This window comes from Streptomyces sp. 1331.2, assembly GCF_900199205.1.
In the GTDB taxonomy this organism is placed as follows: domain Bacteria; phylum Actinomycetota; class Actinomycetes; order Streptomycetales; family Streptomycetaceae; genus Kitasatospora.
This window is the reverse complement of record NZ_OBMJ01000001.1, coordinates 555,701-573,739: the sequence shown is the minus strand read 5'-3', so window position 1 is coordinate 573,739 and position 18,039 is coordinate 555,701. Positions and strand designations below refer to the sequence as shown.

Annotated in this window: 14 protein-coding genes; 11 read left to right on the top strand and 3 right to left on the bottom strand. The window is 75.6% G+C overall.

The features are described 5' to 3' along the window. Positions 1 to 10 precede the first annotated feature (10 nt). Positions 11 to 724 (top strand): TetR/AcrR family transcriptional regulator, encoded by a 714-nt coding sequence (locus CRP52_RS02565; RefSeq protein WP_097234872.1) that lies wholly within the window; start codon positions 11 to 13, stop codon positions 722 to 724. A gap of 5 nt (positions 725 to 729) precedes the next feature. Here the strand turns inward: CRP52_RS02565 and CRP52_RS02560 are convergent, their stop codons facing one another. Both CRP52_RS02560 and CRP52_RS02555 read right to left on the bottom strand, forming a co-directional pair. After that, positions 730 to 2,046, bottom strand: coding sequence for an eCIS core domain-containing protein (locus CRP52_RS02560; RefSeq protein ID WP_097234871.1), 1,317 nt, complete (start codon positions 2,044 to 2,046; stop codon positions 730 to 732). Between the two features lie 416 nt (positions 2,047 to 2,462). Next, positions 2,463 to 3,869, bottom strand: a complete 1,407-nt coding sequence (locus CRP52_RS02555; protein ID WP_179852663.1) for a COG1470 family protein — start codon at positions 3,867 to 3,869, stop codon at positions 2,463 to 2,465. 213 nt (positions 3,870 to 4,082) lie between these two features. Here CRP52_RS02555 and CRP52_RS02550 point away from each other — a divergent pair, with 213 nt between their 5' ends. The 8 genes from CRP52_RS02550 to CRP52_RS38015 all read left to right on the top strand — a co-directional run bounded on the left by CRP52_RS02550 (position 4,083) and on the right by CRP52_RS38015 (position 14,038). Next, the gene (locus CRP52_RS02550; RefSeq protein ID WP_097234870.1) at positions 4,083 to 4,826 is read left to right on the top strand and encodes a helix-turn-helix transcriptional regulator; all 744 of its coding nucleotides are present in this window, start codon (positions 4,083 to 4,085) and stop codon (positions 4,824 to 4,826) included. Positions 4,827 to 5,036: 210 nt separating this feature from the next. Next, positions 5,037 to 8,279 (top strand): hypothetical protein, encoded by a 3,243-nt coding sequence (locus CRP52_RS02545; RefSeq protein WP_257032242.1) that lies wholly within the window; start codon positions 5,037 to 5,039, stop codon positions 8,277 to 8,279. Next, complete coding sequence (locus CRP52_RS02540; RefSeq protein WP_097234869.1) at positions 8,276 to 9,007, top strand: DUF4255 domain-containing protein; 732 nt, start codon at positions 8,276 to 8,278, stop codon at positions 9,005 to 9,007. The genes CRP52_RS02545 and CRP52_RS02540 overlap by 4 nt, the downstream gene beginning before the upstream one ends. After that, positions 9,004 to 11,169 carry an ATP-binding protein gene (locus tag CRP52_RS02535; RefSeq protein ID WP_097234868.1) on the top strand — a complete coding sequence of 722 codons (2,166 nt, stop codon included), beginning with the start codon at positions 9,004 to 9,006 and terminating at the stop codon, positions 11,167 to 11,169. Before CRP52_RS02540 ends, CRP52_RS02535 begins: the two co-directional genes overlap by 4 nt. Positions 11,170 to 11,328: 159 nt before the next feature. Beyond that, the gene (locus CRP52_RS02530; protein WP_097234867.1) at positions 11,329 to 12,873 is read left to right on the top strand and encodes a phage tail sheath family protein; all 1,545 of its coding nucleotides are present in this window, start codon (positions 11,329 to 11,331) and stop codon (positions 12,871 to 12,873) included. A gap of 75 nt (positions 12,874 to 12,948) precedes the next feature. Next, positions 12,949 to 13,389 carry a phage tail protein gene (locus tag CRP52_RS02525; RefSeq protein ID WP_097234866.1) on the top strand — a complete coding sequence of 147 codons (441 nt, stop codon included), beginning with the start codon at positions 12,949 to 12,951 and terminating at the stop codon, positions 13,387 to 13,389. After that, on the top strand, positions 13,386 to 13,883 hold the full coding sequence (locus CRP52_RS02520) for a hypothetical protein (RefSeq protein WP_097234865.1): 498 nt from the start codon (positions 13,386 to 13,388) through the stop codon (positions 13,881 to 13,883). Before CRP52_RS02525 ends, CRP52_RS02520 begins: the two co-directional genes overlap by 4 nt. Next, the gene (locus tag CRP52_RS38015; protein ID WP_179852662.1) at positions 13,880 to 14,038 is read left to right on the top strand and encodes a DUF6760 family protein; all 159 of its coding nucleotides are present in this window, start codon (positions 13,880 to 13,882) and stop codon (positions 14,036 to 14,038) included. Before CRP52_RS02520 ends, CRP52_RS38015 begins: the two co-directional genes overlap by 4 nt. 2,487 nt (positions 14,039 to 16,525) lie before the next feature. Here CRP52_RS38015 and CRP52_RS02515 read toward each other — a convergent pair. Next, complete coding sequence (locus CRP52_RS02515; protein WP_097234864.1) at positions 16,526 to 16,909, bottom strand: hypothetical protein; 384 nt, start codon at positions 16,907 to 16,909, stop codon at positions 16,526 to 16,528. 163 nt (positions 16,910 to 17,072) lie between these two features. On the opposite strand from CRP52_RS02515, the gene CRP52_RS02510 reads away from it, so the two are divergent. Together CRP52_RS02510 and CRP52_RS02505 are read left to right on the top strand one after the other, a co-directional pair. Continuing rightward, complete coding sequence (locus CRP52_RS02510) at positions 17,073 to 17,489, top strand: hypothetical protein (protein WP_143685627.1); 417 nt, start codon at positions 17,073 to 17,075, stop codon at positions 17,487 to 17,489. 59 nt (positions 17,490 to 17,548) lie between these two features. After that, positions 17,549 to 17,974, top strand: coding sequence for a phage tail protein (locus tag CRP52_RS02505; protein ID WP_097234862.1), 426 nt, complete (start codon positions 17,549 to 17,551; stop codon positions 17,972 to 17,974). Positions 17,975 to 18,039: the final 65 nt, after the last annotated feature.

Below are 18,039 nucleotides of genomic sequence, written 5' to 3'. Positions count from 1 at the left end.
CGCTCGGGCCATGGCATCCACCCCGCAGCAACGCCGCGCAGCGCGCCACCTCCGGCCCGACGCCGAGGCGGGCGCGCTGCCGGCGCGGGGGCGGCGGACGAGGCCGATCACGGTGGACGCCGTCGTCGACGCGGCGCTCGGCATCGTGGCGGAGGAGGGCTACGAGGCGCTGACCATGCGCCGGGTCGCCGCCGCCCTGGACACCGGCCCGGCGTCGCTCTACGCCCACGTCGTCAACAAGGAGGACCTGGGCGAACTGCTCATCGGCCGCCTCTGCGCGGAGATCGACCTGCCCGCGCCGGACCCGGCCGCCTGGCGGCAGCAGATCACCGGCGTCTGCACCCGGCTGCGCGACCAGTACCTGCGCTACCCCGGCCTCTCCCGGGCCGCGCTCGCCGCCGCCCCCACCAACGAGGACACCCTGCGGCTGGCCGAAGGGATGCTCGCCGTCCTGCTCGCCGGAGGCGTCGCCCCGCAGGCCGCCGCCTGGGGCATCGACTCCCTGCTGCTCTACGTCAACGCCTACGCCCTGGAAGCCTCCCTGCGCGGCCACTGCGCCAGTGGATGGGGCGTCGGCCGGGACGAACTGCGCAGCCGCTTCGCCGCGTTGCCGGACACCTTCCCCCAGCTCAGGCGCCATGCCGCCGAACTCACCGCCGGAGCGGGCCACGAACGCTTCGACTTCACCCTGCAGTCGATGCTCGACGGGCTCGCCCGCCACTGAGCCGGTCAGTCCGCCGCCTCGGCGGCCGGCGTGGAGAGGTCGACGTTCCAGGTGAAGTGCCCGGCCGGGCGTGCGGTGATGGGGGCGTCCTTCTCGGGGTCGGCGGGGTCGAACTCCGAGACCACGGTGTGCTGGACCTCCGGGCTGCTCCAGCACGGCGCGTTCCGGTTCCAGGTGCCCGTGTTCCGGGCGACCTTCCAGCGGAACGTGACGGTGTAGGACTTCAGCCAGTACCCGGAGGTCATCGCCGCCGTGGTGGAGAAGCCGGGGTTGTCGTTGAACTCGATCTTGTCCTGCACGTCGTTGATGACCGCGTTGGTGTAGCGCGGCCGGTAGGGGCCGTCCTGCACCCACCCGCGGTTGGACGCGTGCTCCTTGAACTCCTCGCCCGACTCGATGACCTGCACGCTGGAGTCGGAGACCTCCTGCCAGAAGTGGTAGTTGCTGGAGACCCGCTGCGGCGCGCCCGGCGGGTTCTTCAACCGCGCCACCTGCCGGAAGCCGATGCTCTGGGAGGCGCGCAGCTTCTGGGTGGACGGCCCCTCGTACTCCGACTCGAACTCCAGGACAGGCCGGTTGAGGTCCAGGTTCTCCGCACGGGCCTTGCCCCGGGTGCGCCGGCCCGTCGCGGGCGGGCTGCTCCCGCGGATGCCGGCGGTCTCCGCGTCCCGCTTGGGCGGCATCCGCTGCACCGCCTCCCCGGCCCGGGGGCCGGGGCCCGGACCGACGCCGGCGGGCGCCTCCTCGTGGACCGGCCGGGCGGACAGGGCGCGGACGGCGTTGGCCTCCGCCTCGCGTTCCTGGCGGTCGGCGGGGTCGGAGACCCGCAGGCCGTCGCCGCGGTCGGTGCCGGGGACGGGCCCCTGGCGCTGCTGGATGACGTGGGTGAGCTCGTGCGCCAGCGTGTGCCGGTCTCCGCCGCCCTCGCCGAGGACCACGTGGTTGCCGGAGGTGTAGGCGCGGGCGCCGACCTCGGCCGCGGAGGCGCGGGCCGTGCTGCCGGTGTGCAGCCGTACGTCGGAGAAGTCGGCCCCGAGGCGGGACTCCATGTCGCGGCGGGTCGTGCCGTCCAGCGGCCGTCCTGCGGTCCGCAGCACCTCGTGCACCAGGGAGCGCTGCAGGGGCAGTTCCTCCGGCCCGGCACCGGCGGCACCGGCGGCACCGGCGGATCCGCGCCGGGCCCGCTCGATCCGGCGGGCCACCGCGGCGTTCCCGATCGTCCGTTGCAGGGCCAGGGCACTGCCGGCCCCCGCGCCCGAGCGCACCGGGCGGGTGGCGGCGGGGGAGCGGTCGGCTCGCCGCTGCGGTTCGTGAGCGCGCACGTGATTCCTCCTTCTGGAGGGGTCGGTCGGTGCGCGGGCGGCTCCGTCGGCGCCTCCGGTACGGGAGCAGCACCACGCTACTGCCGAGTAGGCGGGACGTCAGCTGCGCACCGGGGCAGACTTCGCTGCCCCTCAGGGCCGTACTGATTGCCCGTCAGGGACAGGCCGGACTGTCCCGGAAGGGCAGTCCGGCCCGGCTGGTACGGGCCCGGACGGGTTGTCGCAGCCGGTCGGACCAGCGACGGTATCCGGCGGGTGTTGACATGGTCACAGGATGTGAGAGGAGATACGGGAGGGGGAGAACACGTGGACGAACGGGTCGGTCCGGGCGGACGAGGGCCTATTGACGTATTCGCGGCATCCGGGCACCTTTCCGCCCCGGACGCCCGGAGAGGAAAGTCAGCCTGCACACCGAATCAGTTCCCCTGCCTGATGTCACTCAGCGTCCCGCTGACGTTGAGGAGTTCGTGGCACGTGGCCGCCTGCTTGCCCGAGGCCGGCGTGCCGGGTGACTCGCAGGTCACGCTCGCCGTCACTGCCTGGTCCTCGGGGACCTGGATGGGAGTCACCCAGTGGTAGTCCTGGTTGCGGAAGGTCTCCAAGGCGATGGTGGTGATCGTCTGGTTCCCGGCCGTGATCGTCACCAGCCCCTGGTCGCCCTGGAAGTTGGCGACCACGATGTCGGTGATGTCGAAGACCTTGCCGTGCGGCACCTGGTAACTGCCCGTCGCGGCGGCGCCGTTCGCGGTCTGCACGTCGATCGTGGCGGAGCCCTGCTGCCCGCTCCCGGGCACCGCCAGGCCACCCGGACCGGAGGTCCGGCCGCCGGTGCCCGGCTGCCCGGAGCCGGGCTTGGCCGGGCTGCCGGTGCTCCCGGCGGCGGGGGCCGTCGGCGCGCCGCCCTCGGGAGTGCCGGCGGGCGGCGCGGCCGGGGTGGGGCTCTGCTGGGCGACGGCGACGGCCTGCTCGGCGGCCTGCTTCGCGGAGCTGCGCACCGCCGGGCGGACCAGCGCGAACCAGGCCAGCAGCAGCGCGATCAGCAGCGCCAGGAGCGCGAGCAGCCACTTGGGGAAGACCGGCAGTTGGAGGAACTCGCCCTCCAGGACGGGCCGTTGCAGGGCCGTCGGGGCGGTGGCCGGGGCCGGAGCCGGAGTCGGGGTCTTGCCGTCCGAAGCGGTGCCGCTCGTGCCCTGGCCGCCCCCCTCCGTACCGCCCGCGGCCTCCTGCGGGCCCACCGTGGCCTCGAACGGCCAGGAGGCCGGCTTGCCGAACCAGATCAGCTTGCGGGCGCGCGCCTGCAGCCGCAGCTCGGCGGACTCGCCGGGTTCGAGCCGCAGTCGCTCCGGGGTGACCCGGAACCGCAGGTCCTCGCCGGCCTGACCGGGGGTCAGGGCCACCGTGCCGGGCGCGTTCCCGAGGTTGCGCACCGAGGCCCGGTAGCGTCCGCGCAGCCAGCCGCGGCGGCGGCGCGGCGCGAGCGCCGCCTGCAGCTCCTGGAACGGCGTCACGGTGACCGTGGCCTCCGGCACCGTCACCAGCTCGGGGTGCTCGGCCGGCAACACCCGGATGCCGAGCGGGAACTCCCCGGCCCGCGAACTCGGCGAACGCGGGGGCGCCAGGCGCACCGTCACCGTCTCGGAGGTCCCCGGATAGAGGGAGACCCGGGCCGGCTCGACCGTCGTCCAGGCGGCGCAGTCGCCGACCACCTCCAGCGAGTACGCCTCAACGATGTCCAGGTCGTTGCGTACCGTCAGGGTCGTGGTGGCCACGCCACCGGGCGCCACCGTCAGTGCGGGCAGGCCGAGTTCGGCGGATGTGGTCATGGTGTGACGGTAGGCATGTCGGACCGTCCGGGGAGAGGGCCGTACGGGCAAGCTGTGGGCACGCCCCTTGCCCGCGCGGACGGACCGGCCCTGCCCGGCCCCGTCGCGGCGCAGGCGGGAGCTCGAAGACCCGGCCCCCGGCCGGAGCCGGTCCCGCCCGCGGCCGCCGGCCGCCACCACCCTTTGTTTCCAGTGAAGAGATGGAGTACGACGATGACTTCGACCGACACAGCCCGTGAGGAGGCCGTCACCACCCGGCGAACGGTGGTGGCACCACGCTCTGCCGGCGCCCGCCGGGCCGGGGCGGGCATCCCCGCCCAGGTGCGCGGCAAGCCCGCCCAGGTGCCCGTGGCGGTGTACGCGGAGGACATCATCCTGCAGACCGGCGTCGTCCAACAGCTGCGCCAGCGGCCCGAGGTGGAGCTGCTGAGCGAGGCCGACGCGGCGCGGGCGGAGGTCTCCCTGCTGGTGGTCGACGCGCTGACCGAGGCGGTGGCCGAGCACCTGCGCCGGCTACGGCTCGCCACCTCGGGCCGAATAGGCCTGGTGGTCGGTCAGTTCGAGGCCGGTGGGTTGCAGACCATCGTCGAGAACGGGGTCGCTGCCGTGCTGCGCCGCTCGGAGGCGGACCAGGACCGGCTGGTGCACCTGATCACCGCCCTGGCCAACGGGGAGGGCGTGATGCCCGGGGACCTGCTCGGCGAACTGCTCGACCGGATCGGGATGCTCCAGCGCACCATGCTCGACGGGCGCGGCCTGACCCTGTCGACCCTGACGGCCCGGGAGGCGGAGATGCTCCGGCTGGTCGCCGAGGGCTTCGACACGAGCGAGATCGCCGCCAAGACCTCGTACTCCGAACGCACCGTCAAGAACGTGCTGCACGAGATCATCACGCGGCTGGGCCTGCGCAACCGGGCGCACGCCGTGGGCTACGCCATGCGGCGCGGACTCATCTGAGAGCGCGGGCGCCGGCGTCGGCCCGCAGGCGGGGGTGTGAAGACAAGGCCCGGGCCGGCCCGACGGCGGCCACCGGGCCGGCCGCCCCCGGCGGGCTGCCCTCCGGGGACACCGGTCGTTACCCCCGGCTCGGGTGCCCGGGCCCTGTTCCCGGGCGCCCGGGCCGGGGAGACTGCCGGAGACCGCCCCTGTCAACCTGTGAGGTCGAGCGTGATCGGCGCCACCGGCACTCCCCGTTCCATCCGGCGGCCGGCCCGGGCCGCCGTCGCGGTGCTGCTCGCGCTGGCCGCCGCCGTGGTGACCCTGGGCAGCTCCGCCCCCGGGGGCCAGGGCGTCCCCGCGGCCCCGGCCGCCGTGGCCGACCCGGCCGCCGGGCGGATCGTCTTCGCCGGTACCAACCACCGCGGCCTCGGCCGGGTGACCGGCACGGAGTCCAGCACCCCGCTGTTCGGGCCGGGCCCGGTCCACTTCGACCAGGACCCCTCCGCCCGCGGCGACGAACTGGTCTTCACCAGCCTGCGGGACGGCCCGCTGCCCCAGGTCTACCTGCGGGACGCGGCCGGCGCGGTGCACCGGCTCACCACCGGCATGGACACCGCCCACCCGGCACTGGCCCCGGACGGCAAGGGCGTGGTCTTCGAGTCGCGGGAGCCCCGCGACGACGGAACCCCGCAGAGCGTCCTGTGGGCGGTGAACCGGGACGGCAGCGGGCTGCGCAGGATCACCGACGGCGCGGCCGACGAGACCCACCCGACCGTCTCGCCCGACGGCAAGTGGATCGCGTACTCGTGCACCGGCGAACCGTCCCACCGGCAGATCTACCTGCGGCCGTTCACCGGCGGCGCGCCCGTCAAGGTCACCGACGTGAACGTCGGGGACGCCGTCGACCCGACCTGGAACCCGGTGAACGACGACGCGCACCGCAACCAGATCGTCTACACCTGGGACAAGGGCGGCGACCAGGGCCGGACCCTGATGCTCACCTCGCCCACCGGCGGCGACAAGGCCTTCTTCCCCGGCACCGGCTCCACCTGGAAGACCGGCTCCGCCGCCTGGCTGGCCGACGGCACCGGGGTGCTCTTCCTCAGCGCCGACCTGCTCGACCCCAAGGACCCGAGCCCGCAGCCCGACCCGACCCAGCCGCCGGTGGTGAACCTGTACCGGGCACCGACCTGCGACTGCACCCCGCCCCGACTGCTCTACCGGGCCGACCGGCTGACCGCCACGCCGACCTGGCTCGGCCCCCAGAGCGGGGGCGGCCCGGTGGTGGAGCAGACCAGCGCATCCGGCTCCAACGTCGCCGACGTCCAGGACGTCCGGCCCGACGGCGGCGACCCGCGCGACCTGGGCGTCAGCGTGCTCCGGGAGGACCCGGCCGCCGCCGCCAACACCGATCCCGACCCGGCGGCCGACCCGCTCTTCCACCCCCGCCCCGGCTTCGACCCCTGGTACGAGCGGCAGACCTACACGCCCGACGGCCGGCAGATCGTGGTGACCCGCTACGAGGACTCGCCCGCCGGGCGGATCCAACGCATCTGGCTGGCCGACGCCGACGGCGGCGACCCGCACCCGATGAACCTCGCCGGGCGCGGCCCGCTCGACCGGGACACCGACCCCTCCGTCTCGCCGGACGGCCGGCTGGTCGTGTTCAGCCGCAGCACCCCGGCCACCGGCCGGGAACCCGGGCGCCCGGGACGGATCCTGATCGCCGAGGTCTCCACGGGGACGATCGTCGGCACCGTCCAGCCACCCGCCGGGCAGCAGGGCGCCTCCGACGGCCAGCCCTTCTGGTCCCCCGACGGCAAGCTGATCGTCTTCTCCCGCACCGCGGTGGTCGACGGGAACGCCGGCAACCTGCACCTGTGGACCGTGCCCGCCGACGACCTCACCCGGCAGAGCGACCTCAGCCGGACGCTCTGCCCGGGCGCCTGCAACGTCATCGACGACAGCCCCGCGTTCTCGCCCGACGGCCGGCGCATCGCCTTCAACCGCAAGGCCGGCGACGGCGGCAACAACCGCCGGGACGGCATCCTGGTCGCCTCGCCCACCGGCGCCGACTGCACGGTGGTCCTGCCTACCGGGCTCGACGGGGACAAGGGCGCCTGCACCCGCCCGCTGCCCGAAACCACCGACGCCGGCCCCTTCCAGCCCCGCGACGTCGCCTGGACGGCGAACAGCGCCCAGCTGGTCCTCACCGCGCGCCGCGCCCTGCCGCCGAACTCGCCGGAAGGACTGGCCCTCTACGACTTCGCGTCCCGCAGCCTCACCCCGCTCGACCGGCGACTGCCGGGCCGCCAGAAGGAGCCGGCCGTCCAGCAGTCCGTCGACCTGGCGCTCAGCGCACCCGGGCGCACCCCGGTCGTCCCCGTCGACGGCGGCACGGACGTGACGATCACCGTCACCAACAAGGGCCCCGCGCCCTCGCCCGGCACCGTCCTCACGGCCTCGGTGCCCACCGGCGCCCGGCTCGGCGCGCTGACCAGCCCGGTCGGGACGTGCGACGCCGGGGCGCTGCGCTGCGAGCTCGGCACCCTGGCGCCGCACGCGGTGGTCCGGGTGACGGCCCGTCTGATCGGCACCCGCAGCGGCACCCAGCCCTTCGGCTGGACCGTCACCGGGACGGTGGCCGACCCCAACCCCGAGGACGACTCCGCCCAGACCCTGCTGCCGGTGCAGGACGCACCGACCCCCTCGCCGACCCCCACCCCGACGCCGTCACCGACCGCCTCGGAGACCCCGACACCGCCCGCCACGCCGACCCCCGCACCGCCACCGCCCCCGCCGGCCCCCGACACGGTCCCGGCACCGCAGGCCGGCCCGGAGGTGTCCGTCGACGCCCAGCCCAACCCCGGCTACGTCGGCGGCCGGGTGACCGTCAGCTACACCGTGCGCAACACCGGCCAGGCCCTCGCCACCGGGCTGCGCCTGACCCTCGGCCTGCCCGCGGGCGTGCCCACCGAGGCACTGCCGCCCGGCTGCCGGAGCACCGGCTGCACCCTGGCCGACCTGCGCCCCGGCGGCAGCCAGGTGGTCCGGGTCGTGCTCGCACCCGTGGCCGTACTGGAGACCACCATCACCGCCGAACTGACCACCACCGGCACCGACGCCACCCCCGGACCGCACCGGGCGAGCACCCCGCTGCGCATCCTCCAGCCCCGCATCGTCGCCGTCCCGCCCATCGGCAAGCCCGGCTTCGTGACCTCCGTGCGCGGCGTGGACTTCCCGCCCGGGGCACCGGTGCGGTTCACCTGGCAGCCCGGCATCACCGCCGCCGCGGCGCCCACCTTCCCCCGGGCCGACGGCACCTTCGCCGGTCAGCTGCTCATCCTCCCCAAGGACGAGACCGGCCCGCGGACCATCACCGCCGACGGCCCCGGATTCTCCCCGGTGACCACGCCCTTCCTGGTGGTCGAGGGCAACATCGGCCCGCCGGGGGAGGTGGAACGCCGGTGATCCACGAAGTCGACGAGGCGCTGCGGCTGCTGCTCGCCGAGGCCGGCCTGCCCGAGCGCGGCATCGAGGTGGCCTTCGACGCGCCCACCCGGGACTTCACCGCCCGGCGCACCGCGCCGACGGTCAGCGTCTTCCTCTACGGGATCCGCGAGGAGACCGGCCGCCGCCAGGCCGGCACCATCGCCGAGCACGACGCCGACGGCCTGGTGGTCGGCCACCGCCCCGCCCCCCGCTGGTTCGAGCTGGCCTACCTGGTCACCGTCTGGACCAACCGGCCGCAGGACGAGCACCGGCTGCTGGCCGAGGTCCTGCAGTGCCTGACCGCCGTGGACGCGCTGCCCGCCCGGGTCCTCACCGGGACGCTCGCCGAGCTCGGACTGACCGTCGGGCTCGACATCGCCGGGCGCGACACCGGCCTGCCCTCGGTGTCCGACGTCTGGTCGGGGCTCGGCGGGGAGCTGCGCCCCTCGATCGACCTCAGGCTGCTCGCCCCGCTGCCCGGCGGCCGCACCCCGGCCGGACCGCCGGTCACCGAGGGACTGGTGGTGCGCACCGAGTCCATCGGCCGGGCGGACGCGGCGGACGCGCCGGGTACGGCGGGCACCGGAGGTCCGGGCCGCCGGCTGCGCTACCACGGCGGTACGGACCCGGGAGCCGACGGCTTCGCCGCGCCCCGCGAGCGCGGGCTGCCGCCGGGCCGCCGGCCGAGGGGCGGCGGGGCACGATGAGCCCGGACCTCGGAACGGCCACCCGGCCGGCGCCGACCGGCCCCGACCACCTCTGGGAGCGGCTGCACCGGGTCGAGCAACGGGTCCGTACGGCGGTGCGCGAGCGCCGGGCCGACGACCCGGACCCGGACGACCCGTACCGGGGCCAGTACCTCGGCCCGGAGGCGGTGGAACGGATCCTGGCGGCCTCCGCCACGGTGCACGGCGGCCGTGCTGCGCCCGAGGGCGCCCACCCCCGGAACGCCGCCGCCGGGGACTCGCCCGCGCCGCCGCCCGGCTCGCGGCTCGCCCGGCTCAGCGCCGCCTTCGGGCTGCTGCCGGTGGACCTCGACCTGCTGCTGGTGGCCCTCGCCCCCGACCTCGACACCCGCTTCGAACAGCTCTACGGCTACCTCAACGACGACCTGACCCGCCGCCGGGCGACCATCGGGCTGGCCCTCGAACTGTGCGGACTGCCCGGGGCCGGCGCGGGCCGCTCCCGCTTCTCGGTCCGGGCCCCGCTGATCGCCGGCGGCCTGCTGGAGGTCGGCGAGCCGGAGCGCCCGCTGCTCTCCCGCACCCTGCGCGTGCCGGACCGGGTGACGGCCCATCTGCTCGGCGACGACGAACCGGACGGCGCGCTCGCCGGGGTGGCCCGCCGGGCCGCCCCCGAGGAGCGCCCCTGGCCCGGTGTCGACCGGCCCGCCGCCGACCGGCTGCGCGCCGTGGCGGCGTGCGGCGGGCCGGTGCACCTGCTGGACCGGGCCGGGACGGCCGGCCCGCTGGCCGTGGCGGCCCTGGCGGCCGACGGCCCGCCGCCCCTGGTCGTCGACGCCGCCGCGCTGGCCGCCCGCCCGGCCGGAGGAGTCGTCCGGGTGCTCGCCCGCGAGGCCCGGCTGGCCGGGTGCGGGGTGGTGCTCGGCCCGCTGGACCGGCTCGAACCCGAACGTCCCGAGCGCGCCGCCCTGGTGCGCGAGCTGTGCGCGGAGCTCGCAGGCGCTCCGAGCGTCCAAGAGGCGAGCGGGCGAGTAGCCGTCCCGCTGGTCGTGCACGGCCCGCAGGTGTGGGATCCGGCCTGGGCACGGGAAAGTCCCGTGGTGGTCACCGTCCCGCCGCCGAACGCGCGCGACCGCACCGAGCAGTGGGCCCGCGCCCTGGCCGGGGAGTCGGCCGACGGCGCGTTGCCGCCGGAGCTGGCCGAGGCGGTGGCCGCCTACCGGGTCGACCAGGAGCAGCTGGAGCGGGCCGCCGCGGTGGCGGCCCGGACGGCGGCCGCCGAGCGGCGTCCGGTGCGCGCCGAGGACCTGCGGACCGCCGTACGGGCGCAGAACGGCGCCGGTCTGGCCCGCCTGGCCCGCCGGATCGAGCCCGCGGTCGGCTGGGCGGACCTGGTCCTGCCCGAACCCACCGCCGGCCGGCTGCGCGAACTCGTGCTGCGGGCCCGGCACCGAGACCAGGTGCTCGGCCAGTGGCGGATGCGCCCGGGCGGCGGCCGCGGCAACGGCGTGATCGCCCTGTTCGCGGGGGAGTCGGGCACCGGCAAGACGATGTCGGCCGAGGTCGTCGCCGCGGAACTCGGCATGGAGCTGTACGTCGTGGACCTGTCCACCGTGGTCGACAAGTACATCGGCGAGACCGAGAAGAACCTGGAGCGCATCTTCACCGAGGCCTCGCAGGTCAACGGCGTCCTGCTGTTCGACGAGGCGGACGCGCTGTTCGGCAAGCGCTCGCAGGTCAAGGACGCCCACGACCGGCACGCCAACGTGGAGACGGCCTACCTCCTCCAGCGCATGGAGTCCTTCGAGGGCATCGCGCTGCTGACGTCCAATCTGCGCGCCAACCTCGACGAGGCGTTCACCCGCCGACTGGACGTCATCGCGGACTTCCCGCTGCCGGACGAGGCGCAGCGGCGGGTGCTCTGGGACCGCTGCCTGGGGCCGCGGCTGCCCCGCGGCGACGACCTCGACCTGGACTTCTGCGCCCGGAACTTCGAGCTCACCGGCGGCTCCATCCGGGCCTGCGCCGTCTCCGCCGCCTACCTGGCCGCCGGGACGGGCGCCCCGCTGGGCATGGCGCAGCTGGTCGCCGCGGTGGTCGGGGAGTACCGCAAGCTCGGGCGACTGGTGCTGGAGAGCGAGTTCGGGCCGTGGCTGGGCATCATCGGGGACGCCGGGCGGGGGTGACACGGGCTCCCGTGGGGCCCCTGCTACCTGTGGGTACCGGGGGCGGTGCCCGTCGGGGCAAACGTTCCTGCCCCCGGCGCGGGACCTGCGGACATGTCCCCGGGCGGCGCCCCGGCAGCAGACTCGGGGACGAATGACCGGCCATCCGAAGGAGCGCGAATGCCGTCGTACCTCACCCCGGGCGTGTACGTGGAGGAGGTCCAGTCCGGTGCGCGGCCGATCGAGGGCGTCGGCACGGCCGTCGCCGCCTTCGTCGGCTTCGCCGAGACCGGCCCCTTCCACGAGCCCACGCTGGTGACCAACTGGGACCAGTACGTCCAGCGGTTCGGCGGGTTCACCGAGGGCACCTACCTGGCGCACGCCGTGTACGGCTACTTCGCCAACGGCGGCGGCTCCGCCTACGTCGTACGGGTCGGCGACCCGGCCCGGCGGGCCGCCGGTGCCGCCCCCGCCCGCGCCGTGAGCGCGCCCCCGCCCGTCGCGATCGCCGGCTTCCTCTACTCCGCGCTGCCCGGCGCGGGCGGCGAGGTGTCCGTCGAGATCGCCGACGTGGAGGGCGAGAACGTCCCCGAGGACCGGTTCCGCCTGCTGGTGCGGCGCGGCGGTGAGGTCGCGGAGACGTACGACGTCTCGACCCGCAAGAGCACCAAGGGCTACGTCGTCACCCAGCTGCGCGAGTCCAAGCTGATCGCGGTCGCCGAACAGCCCGGCACCGCGCCGAGCCGCCCCGAGCGCCAGACCCAGGCCCTCGCCGCCGCGCCCGCGACCGGGCCGGTCGCGGCCCCCGCCACCCGGCTCGACCCCGCCGAGTACGTCGGCGACGCGGCCGCCCGCACCGGTTTCTCCGGCCTGGAGGCGATCGACGAGATCACCATGGTCGCGGTGCCCGACCTGATGAGCGCCTACCAGCGCGGCGACCTCGACGGCGAAGGCCTGCGGACCGTCCAGCTGGCGGTGATGTCGCACTGCGAGCAGATGGGCGACCGGATCGCCGTCCTGGACCCGCCGCCCGGCCTCGACGCCCAGCGGATGCGCACCTGGCGGCAGGACGAGGCGGGCTTCGACTCCCGCTACGCCGCCCTGTACTACCCGTGGATCAAGGTCTTCGACCCGGCGAGCGGCCGCAACGTGCTGGTCCCGCCGAGCGGGCACGTCGCCGGGGTGTGGGCGCGCAGCGACGCCGAGCGCGGGGTGCACAAGGCCCCGGCCAACGAGGTCATCCGCGGCGCGGTGGACCTGGAGATCCGCCTCAGCAAGGGCGAGCAGGACCTGCTGAACCCGATCGGCGTCAACTGCGTGCGGGCGTTCCCCGGGCGCGGCATCCGGATCTGGGGCGCGCGCACCCTCTCCTCCGACCCGGCCTGGCGCTACTTGAACGTGCGCCGGCTCTTCAACTACCTGGAGGAATCGATCCTCCTGGGCACCCAGTGGGTGGTCTTCGAACCCAATGACGACCGGCTCTGGTCCAGCATCCGCCGCAACATCACCGCGTTCCTCACCGAGGAGTGGCGGCGCGGGGCGCTGTTCGGCCAGACCGCGGCCGAGGCCTTCTACGTCAAGTGCGACCGCGACAACAACCCGCCGGAGTCCATCGACCTCGGCCAGGTGGTCTGCGAGATCGGCGTCTCCCCGGTGAAGCCCGCGGAGTTCGTGGTGTTCCGGCTGTCCCAGTTCTCCGACAGCACGAGCCTCGTCAACGAGTGACCACACCACACCACCAGCACGGTCGGCGCCCCGTCGGTGCCCCGTCCCGCACTCATCGGAAGGTGACAAGCAGCCATGGCTGAAGGCGATCCGCTCTCCACACACATCTTCGGCGTCCAACTCGGCGGCTACAACGTCGAGTCCGTCAAGGAGATCAGCAACCTGACGGTCGACCAGGAGGTCGTCGAGTACAAGCAGGTGACCCAAGAGGGCAAACTGATCGTCCGCAAGCAGCCCGGCGCCCGGCTGCCCGGCGAGGTGACCATCACCCGCGGCCTCGACAAGAGCAGCGCGTTCTCGAACTGGATCAAGGAGACCCTCAACAACGGGGCGATCAACACCGCGCGCCAGAACCTCACCATCGAGGTCAAGGACACCACCGGTGCCACCCTGCGGCGGATCCAGCTGACCAACGCCTGGGCGAGCCGCTGGGAGGGCCCCACGCTGACCGCGGGCGAATCCAGCGCCGCGACGGAGACCGTGACCATCGTCTTCGAAGAAATCAGTGTCGAGTGAGGCGAAGGATCAGCCTGGACGAACTGCTGGAACGCGGCCCGGTCCAGCAGAGCACGGCCCCGCAGAACCCGGCGCCGCCGCAGCCCGCGGGGCAGGCGGCGCCGGCGGGGCCCAGGAGGCAGGCGCCGCACACCGAGTTCGAGTTCGAGCTGCCGCTCGGCTACGTGGACGACGAGGGCACCGTGCACCGGCACGGCACCATGCGCCTGGCCACCGCCCGCGACGAACTGATGCCGCAGATCGACCTGCGGGTCAAGGAGAACCCGGCCTACCTGAGCGTGGTGCTGCTCAGCCACGTGATCACCAGGCTCGGTGACCTCACCGACGTGCACACCGGGATCGTGGAGCGGATGTACGCCACCGACGTCGCCTTCCTCCAGGACCTCTACCAGCGGATCAACAGCGAAGGCCACACGCGCGCCGCGGTGACCTGCCCGCACTGCGACGGCGCCTTCGAGGTCGACCTCGCCGGTGGGCGCCTGGGGGAATCGTGACGTACGCGCCTGCTCGGCTGTACGAGGAGGTCGCGTACATCGCCTACCACTTCCACTGGCAGCGGGAGGACATCCTCGACCTCACCCACCGCGAACGCGCGCAGTGGGTGCGGGAGATCGCGCGGCTCAACACCCGCGTCAGCGAAGGCGGGTGAGCGGGGTGGGGTTGCGGGACTGGATCGGGCGCCGGAAGGCGGGCGGTGCGGCGGACGGAGGTACGGACGTCGGTGCCGCCCGGGTCGGTGATGCCCGGGTGGGTGCTGCCCGGCCTGGTGACGGCGGCGGTCTCGGGCAGCGGCCGCCGACGGCGGCCGGGGACGGGGGTTGGCGTGCCGTACGGCCGCTGGTCCCGACCCTGGCCGGCGCCTCGCACGGGGTCAGCGACGGCCTGCGGTTCCGGTCCCGGCTCTCCGCGTGGCAGGACCCCTCGCTGTGCGGGCCGCTCGGGCACGCCGTGCTGCCCTCCGCCCCGGTGGGCATCCTGCGGGCGGTGGCGCGGCCGGTCGGGTCGGCCGCCGCCTTCGGGGCGGGGACGAACTCGCGCTGCCGGTCGTCAGCGGAACGGTCGGGGCCGCGGAGGCGGAGCCGACGGCGGACCTCACTGACTCGGAGGAGTCGGGGGCGCCGAGGCGGGCCCGGCCCGTCCAGCGGCCGGTCCAGCGGGCCGGTGGGCTGCGGCGGCTTCCCGTCCGGTCGGCGCCGCGGACGGCGCGCTCGGGCGGGTCCGACCGGCCGGACCGGGCGGCGGTTTCGGTGGGCGCTGACGGCAGTGCGCCGATGTCCGCTGAGGACAGCACCTCCCCGCGTCGCGGCGATGCTGCGGACCCGGCCCGCCCGGTGCGGCCCGTACGGCCGCGTCCCGTCGGCGACGCGCTGACCGTGGCTCGGCGCCCCCGGGCACTGGCCGCGCGCCCGGTGACCGTGGTCCCGGGACCGACCCGGGCGCCGCGCGCTGTCGCCGAGCCGTCGAGCCCGGCGGCGGAACCACCGGGCAGCCCGCACCCGCCCGAGGACGGCGGAGCCGTCGCGCCGACGGCGGCCGGCCCGGCCCCCATCGCCGCGCCCACCAGGAGCGGGCACGGCGGAGAGACGGTCCAGCGGGCTGCTGCCTCGCCGGGCAAGGCCGCCCCGGCCCGCCCGGTCCTGGGCGCGCCCCTGACCACGCTGCCCGCGAGCGCCGCACCCGTGGCCGCCACTGATCCCCGAGTCCCTGACGCAGCCTCGGGCGGGTCGGCCCTGCCGGTCGTCCACGCCGAGGCCCGGCCCACGGGCACCGGCACCAGTACCGGCACTGGCACCGCTACGGCCGGGCCCGAGGCCGCCGAGGGCGGGCAGCGCGCCCGGGCGACCGCCGAGCCGGCCGGCCCGGCCGCTTCCCGTCCCGTGCGCGGCGCCGACGGCGGGACTCCCGTGCAGCGCACGTCGTCGTCCGCAGCCGCCACCCCCTCGCCCGCGCCCTCGTCGCCGAGCTCGCGGACCTCGCCGACAGCGCCGACCTCGCCGAGCTCGCGGACCTCGGAGACAGTGCCGACAGCGCCGACCTCGCCGACTGCCGAACGGGCCGGACACGCGCGTCCCGAGCAGACCCCGGCCCGTACGCGTGGGGGCCTCGGCGCGCCCCTGGACGCGCTGCCGCCGACGGCTGCCGCGCCGGGTCGAACGGCGCCGCTGCTCGGCGGGCGAGCGCCGGCCGGGCGGATCGCGGGCCCGACGATGGGCGATGCCACCGGCGGCGGCAGCAGCGGGAGCGTGCCGACGCAGAGCACGCCGCCCGCCGCCCTGCCACTGGCCGGGGAGGGGCCGCGGGTGCAGCGAGCCGTCCCGCGTTCCGGTGATGATTCGGCGGACCCGGCGGGTCGATCTCAGGGTGGGGACGGCTCCACCGGTGTCGGGCTGCGTGTGCAGCGTTCCGATGCCGGCTCGGGGGCTTCGGCAGGCCGGTCTCAGGGATCAAGGGTTCCCACCGCCGCTGCGCCTTCGATCGGCGAGGCGCCGCATGTGCAGCGTGCTGTGCGGCGTTCCGGCGAAGGCGGCGTGGAACCGGCGGCCCGGCCGCAGAGTGGCGATGACGGACGGGCGGATTCCGGTACGACTTCCTCTGGCACCGGTCCGGAACGTCGGCCGGGCGCTGCGCCGCAGCCGGTCGTCCCCGCGACCCGGGCGGCCGGCTCGGCCGGCGCTGCCGGGGCCCCGCAGGGGGGCGGGAGCGGCCCGGTGGTTCCCGTGCGGCCGTCGGCCGGGGGCCTGCGGGTGCAGCGTGCCGCGCAACTCGGTGTCCTGAGGCGGGGGTTGATCGGGGAACGTCCGATGAAGGTCACCCTGGCGGCCTCGGCGACGCCACCCGCGACCGGGACGGCTACCGGGACCGGCGCAGGCAGGGCGGTAGCCGCCCCGCCCGTGGTGCCGGCCGTCTGGCCCAGGGCGCTCCAGTCGGGCACGGACGGCGAACCGGCCGCCGAGCCGACGGCGCCCGGCGGCCCCGGGCGTCGGCCTGCGGTTGCCGTGCAGCGCTCGGGTTCCGGTGCGCGGCAGACGCCGGGCGCCGCGGACAGTCGTAGCGTCGTCGGGCAACCGGGGCCGCAGGCAAGCCCCGTGCGATCCGGTGCTTCCGGCGCCGCAGTCGCGGCCGCAGCGGCGCCGGCTCAGGCGGGCGGCGCGGGTGGTGCGGTGCAGCGTTCGCGCGTGCGGGGTTCGTCGGAGGGCGGGCGTGACCGGGTGGCGGCGGACCGCCCGTCCGGGCTGGTGCGCAGGGCCGTGGGCGCGGTGCAGAGCGTGCGGGCGCGGCGCTCCTCGGGGCAGGCAGCCGGCCGGGGGAGCGCGGATCGGCCGTCGGACCAAGGGAGTTCGGTGCCGAGCGGTCGCAGCAGCCAGATCGGCCAGAGCAGCCACGGCGGCGGTACGACCGCGGGGCGCCCGGCCGTGCAGCGTCTCGCCGCACCGGCGTCCGCCGGTCGCCCCGGCCGCGGCGGATCCGCCGCACCGGCCGCCGTGGTGACGGTGCCGCGCCCGCCCGTGGTCCGGCCCACGCCGCTGGCGGCCCCGTCGCTCCAGCGGCTTCCGGCCGCCTCCCCACCGCCCCCGCCGTCCCCGCCCTCCCCGTCTCCGCAGGCGTCCTGGACGCAGCCGGGTCCGGGTGGTGCGACGGGCCCTCGGCTCCCCGCCGTGTCCTCGCCCGTCGTGTCGCGCGCCATGAGTGCTGTTCCGTCCGTACGGCCCGCCGCGCCCGCCCGGACCGGACCCGCTCACACCTGGCCCGCCCAGACCACGCCCGTGCCGCCGTCGCCCTCGCCCTCGCCGTCATTGCCCGGTACGGCGCAGGTGTTGCAGCGGGTGGCCGAGCAGGCGGGCCTGGTCGGGGTGCCGCTGACCGCGGTGCCGGCGCGCACGCCGACCACGGTGCAGGCCGCCCCGGCGCCCGGCTCGCCCGCCCGGACCACTTCCGCCCACCACGGTGACGGACGACCGCCGTCCGAGCCGGGCGGCGTCGGGCTCGGCGAGCTGGACGAGTTGGCCCGGCGGCTGGTCGAGCCGGTCGGGCGGCTGCTGCGCACCGAGCTGCGCCGGGGGAGGGAGCGCAGCGGGCGGCCGTACGACGGGCGCCGCTGAGCACAGCAGGCCGCAAGCAGGACGCACCAAGCAGGAGCAGGAAGCAGGGAACGGAACCGATGACCGACAACATCTTCGCGACCAGCGTGTTCTTCAGCCTGACCATCGGCGGCAACGACCTGGGCGAGTTCACCACCTGCTCGGGGCTCGGTGCCCAGGTCGAGATCGAGCAGTACGCGGAGGGCGGCAACAACGGCTTCGCCTGGCAGCTGCCGGGCCGGATCACCTGGACGAACATCACGCTGACCCGCGCGGTCACCGCGGACAGCGCCAAGATCACGCGCTGGCTGGGCGAGATCGTCCGGAAGGTCGAGCCGAAGGACGGGGAGATCGTGGCACTGCGCCCCGACCTGAGCCGGATCATCGGCTGGCAGGTGCTCGGGATCGTCCCGGTGCGGTGGGAGGGCCCGTCCTTCGACCCGTCCGGTTCCCAGGCCGCGATCGAGACCCTGGAGATCGCCCACGCGGGCCTCCGCCCCTCCTGACGTCCACGTCCACGTCCACGTCCGCAACCCGCCCCGCCCACCGACCGTACGACCCATCGTGAGGA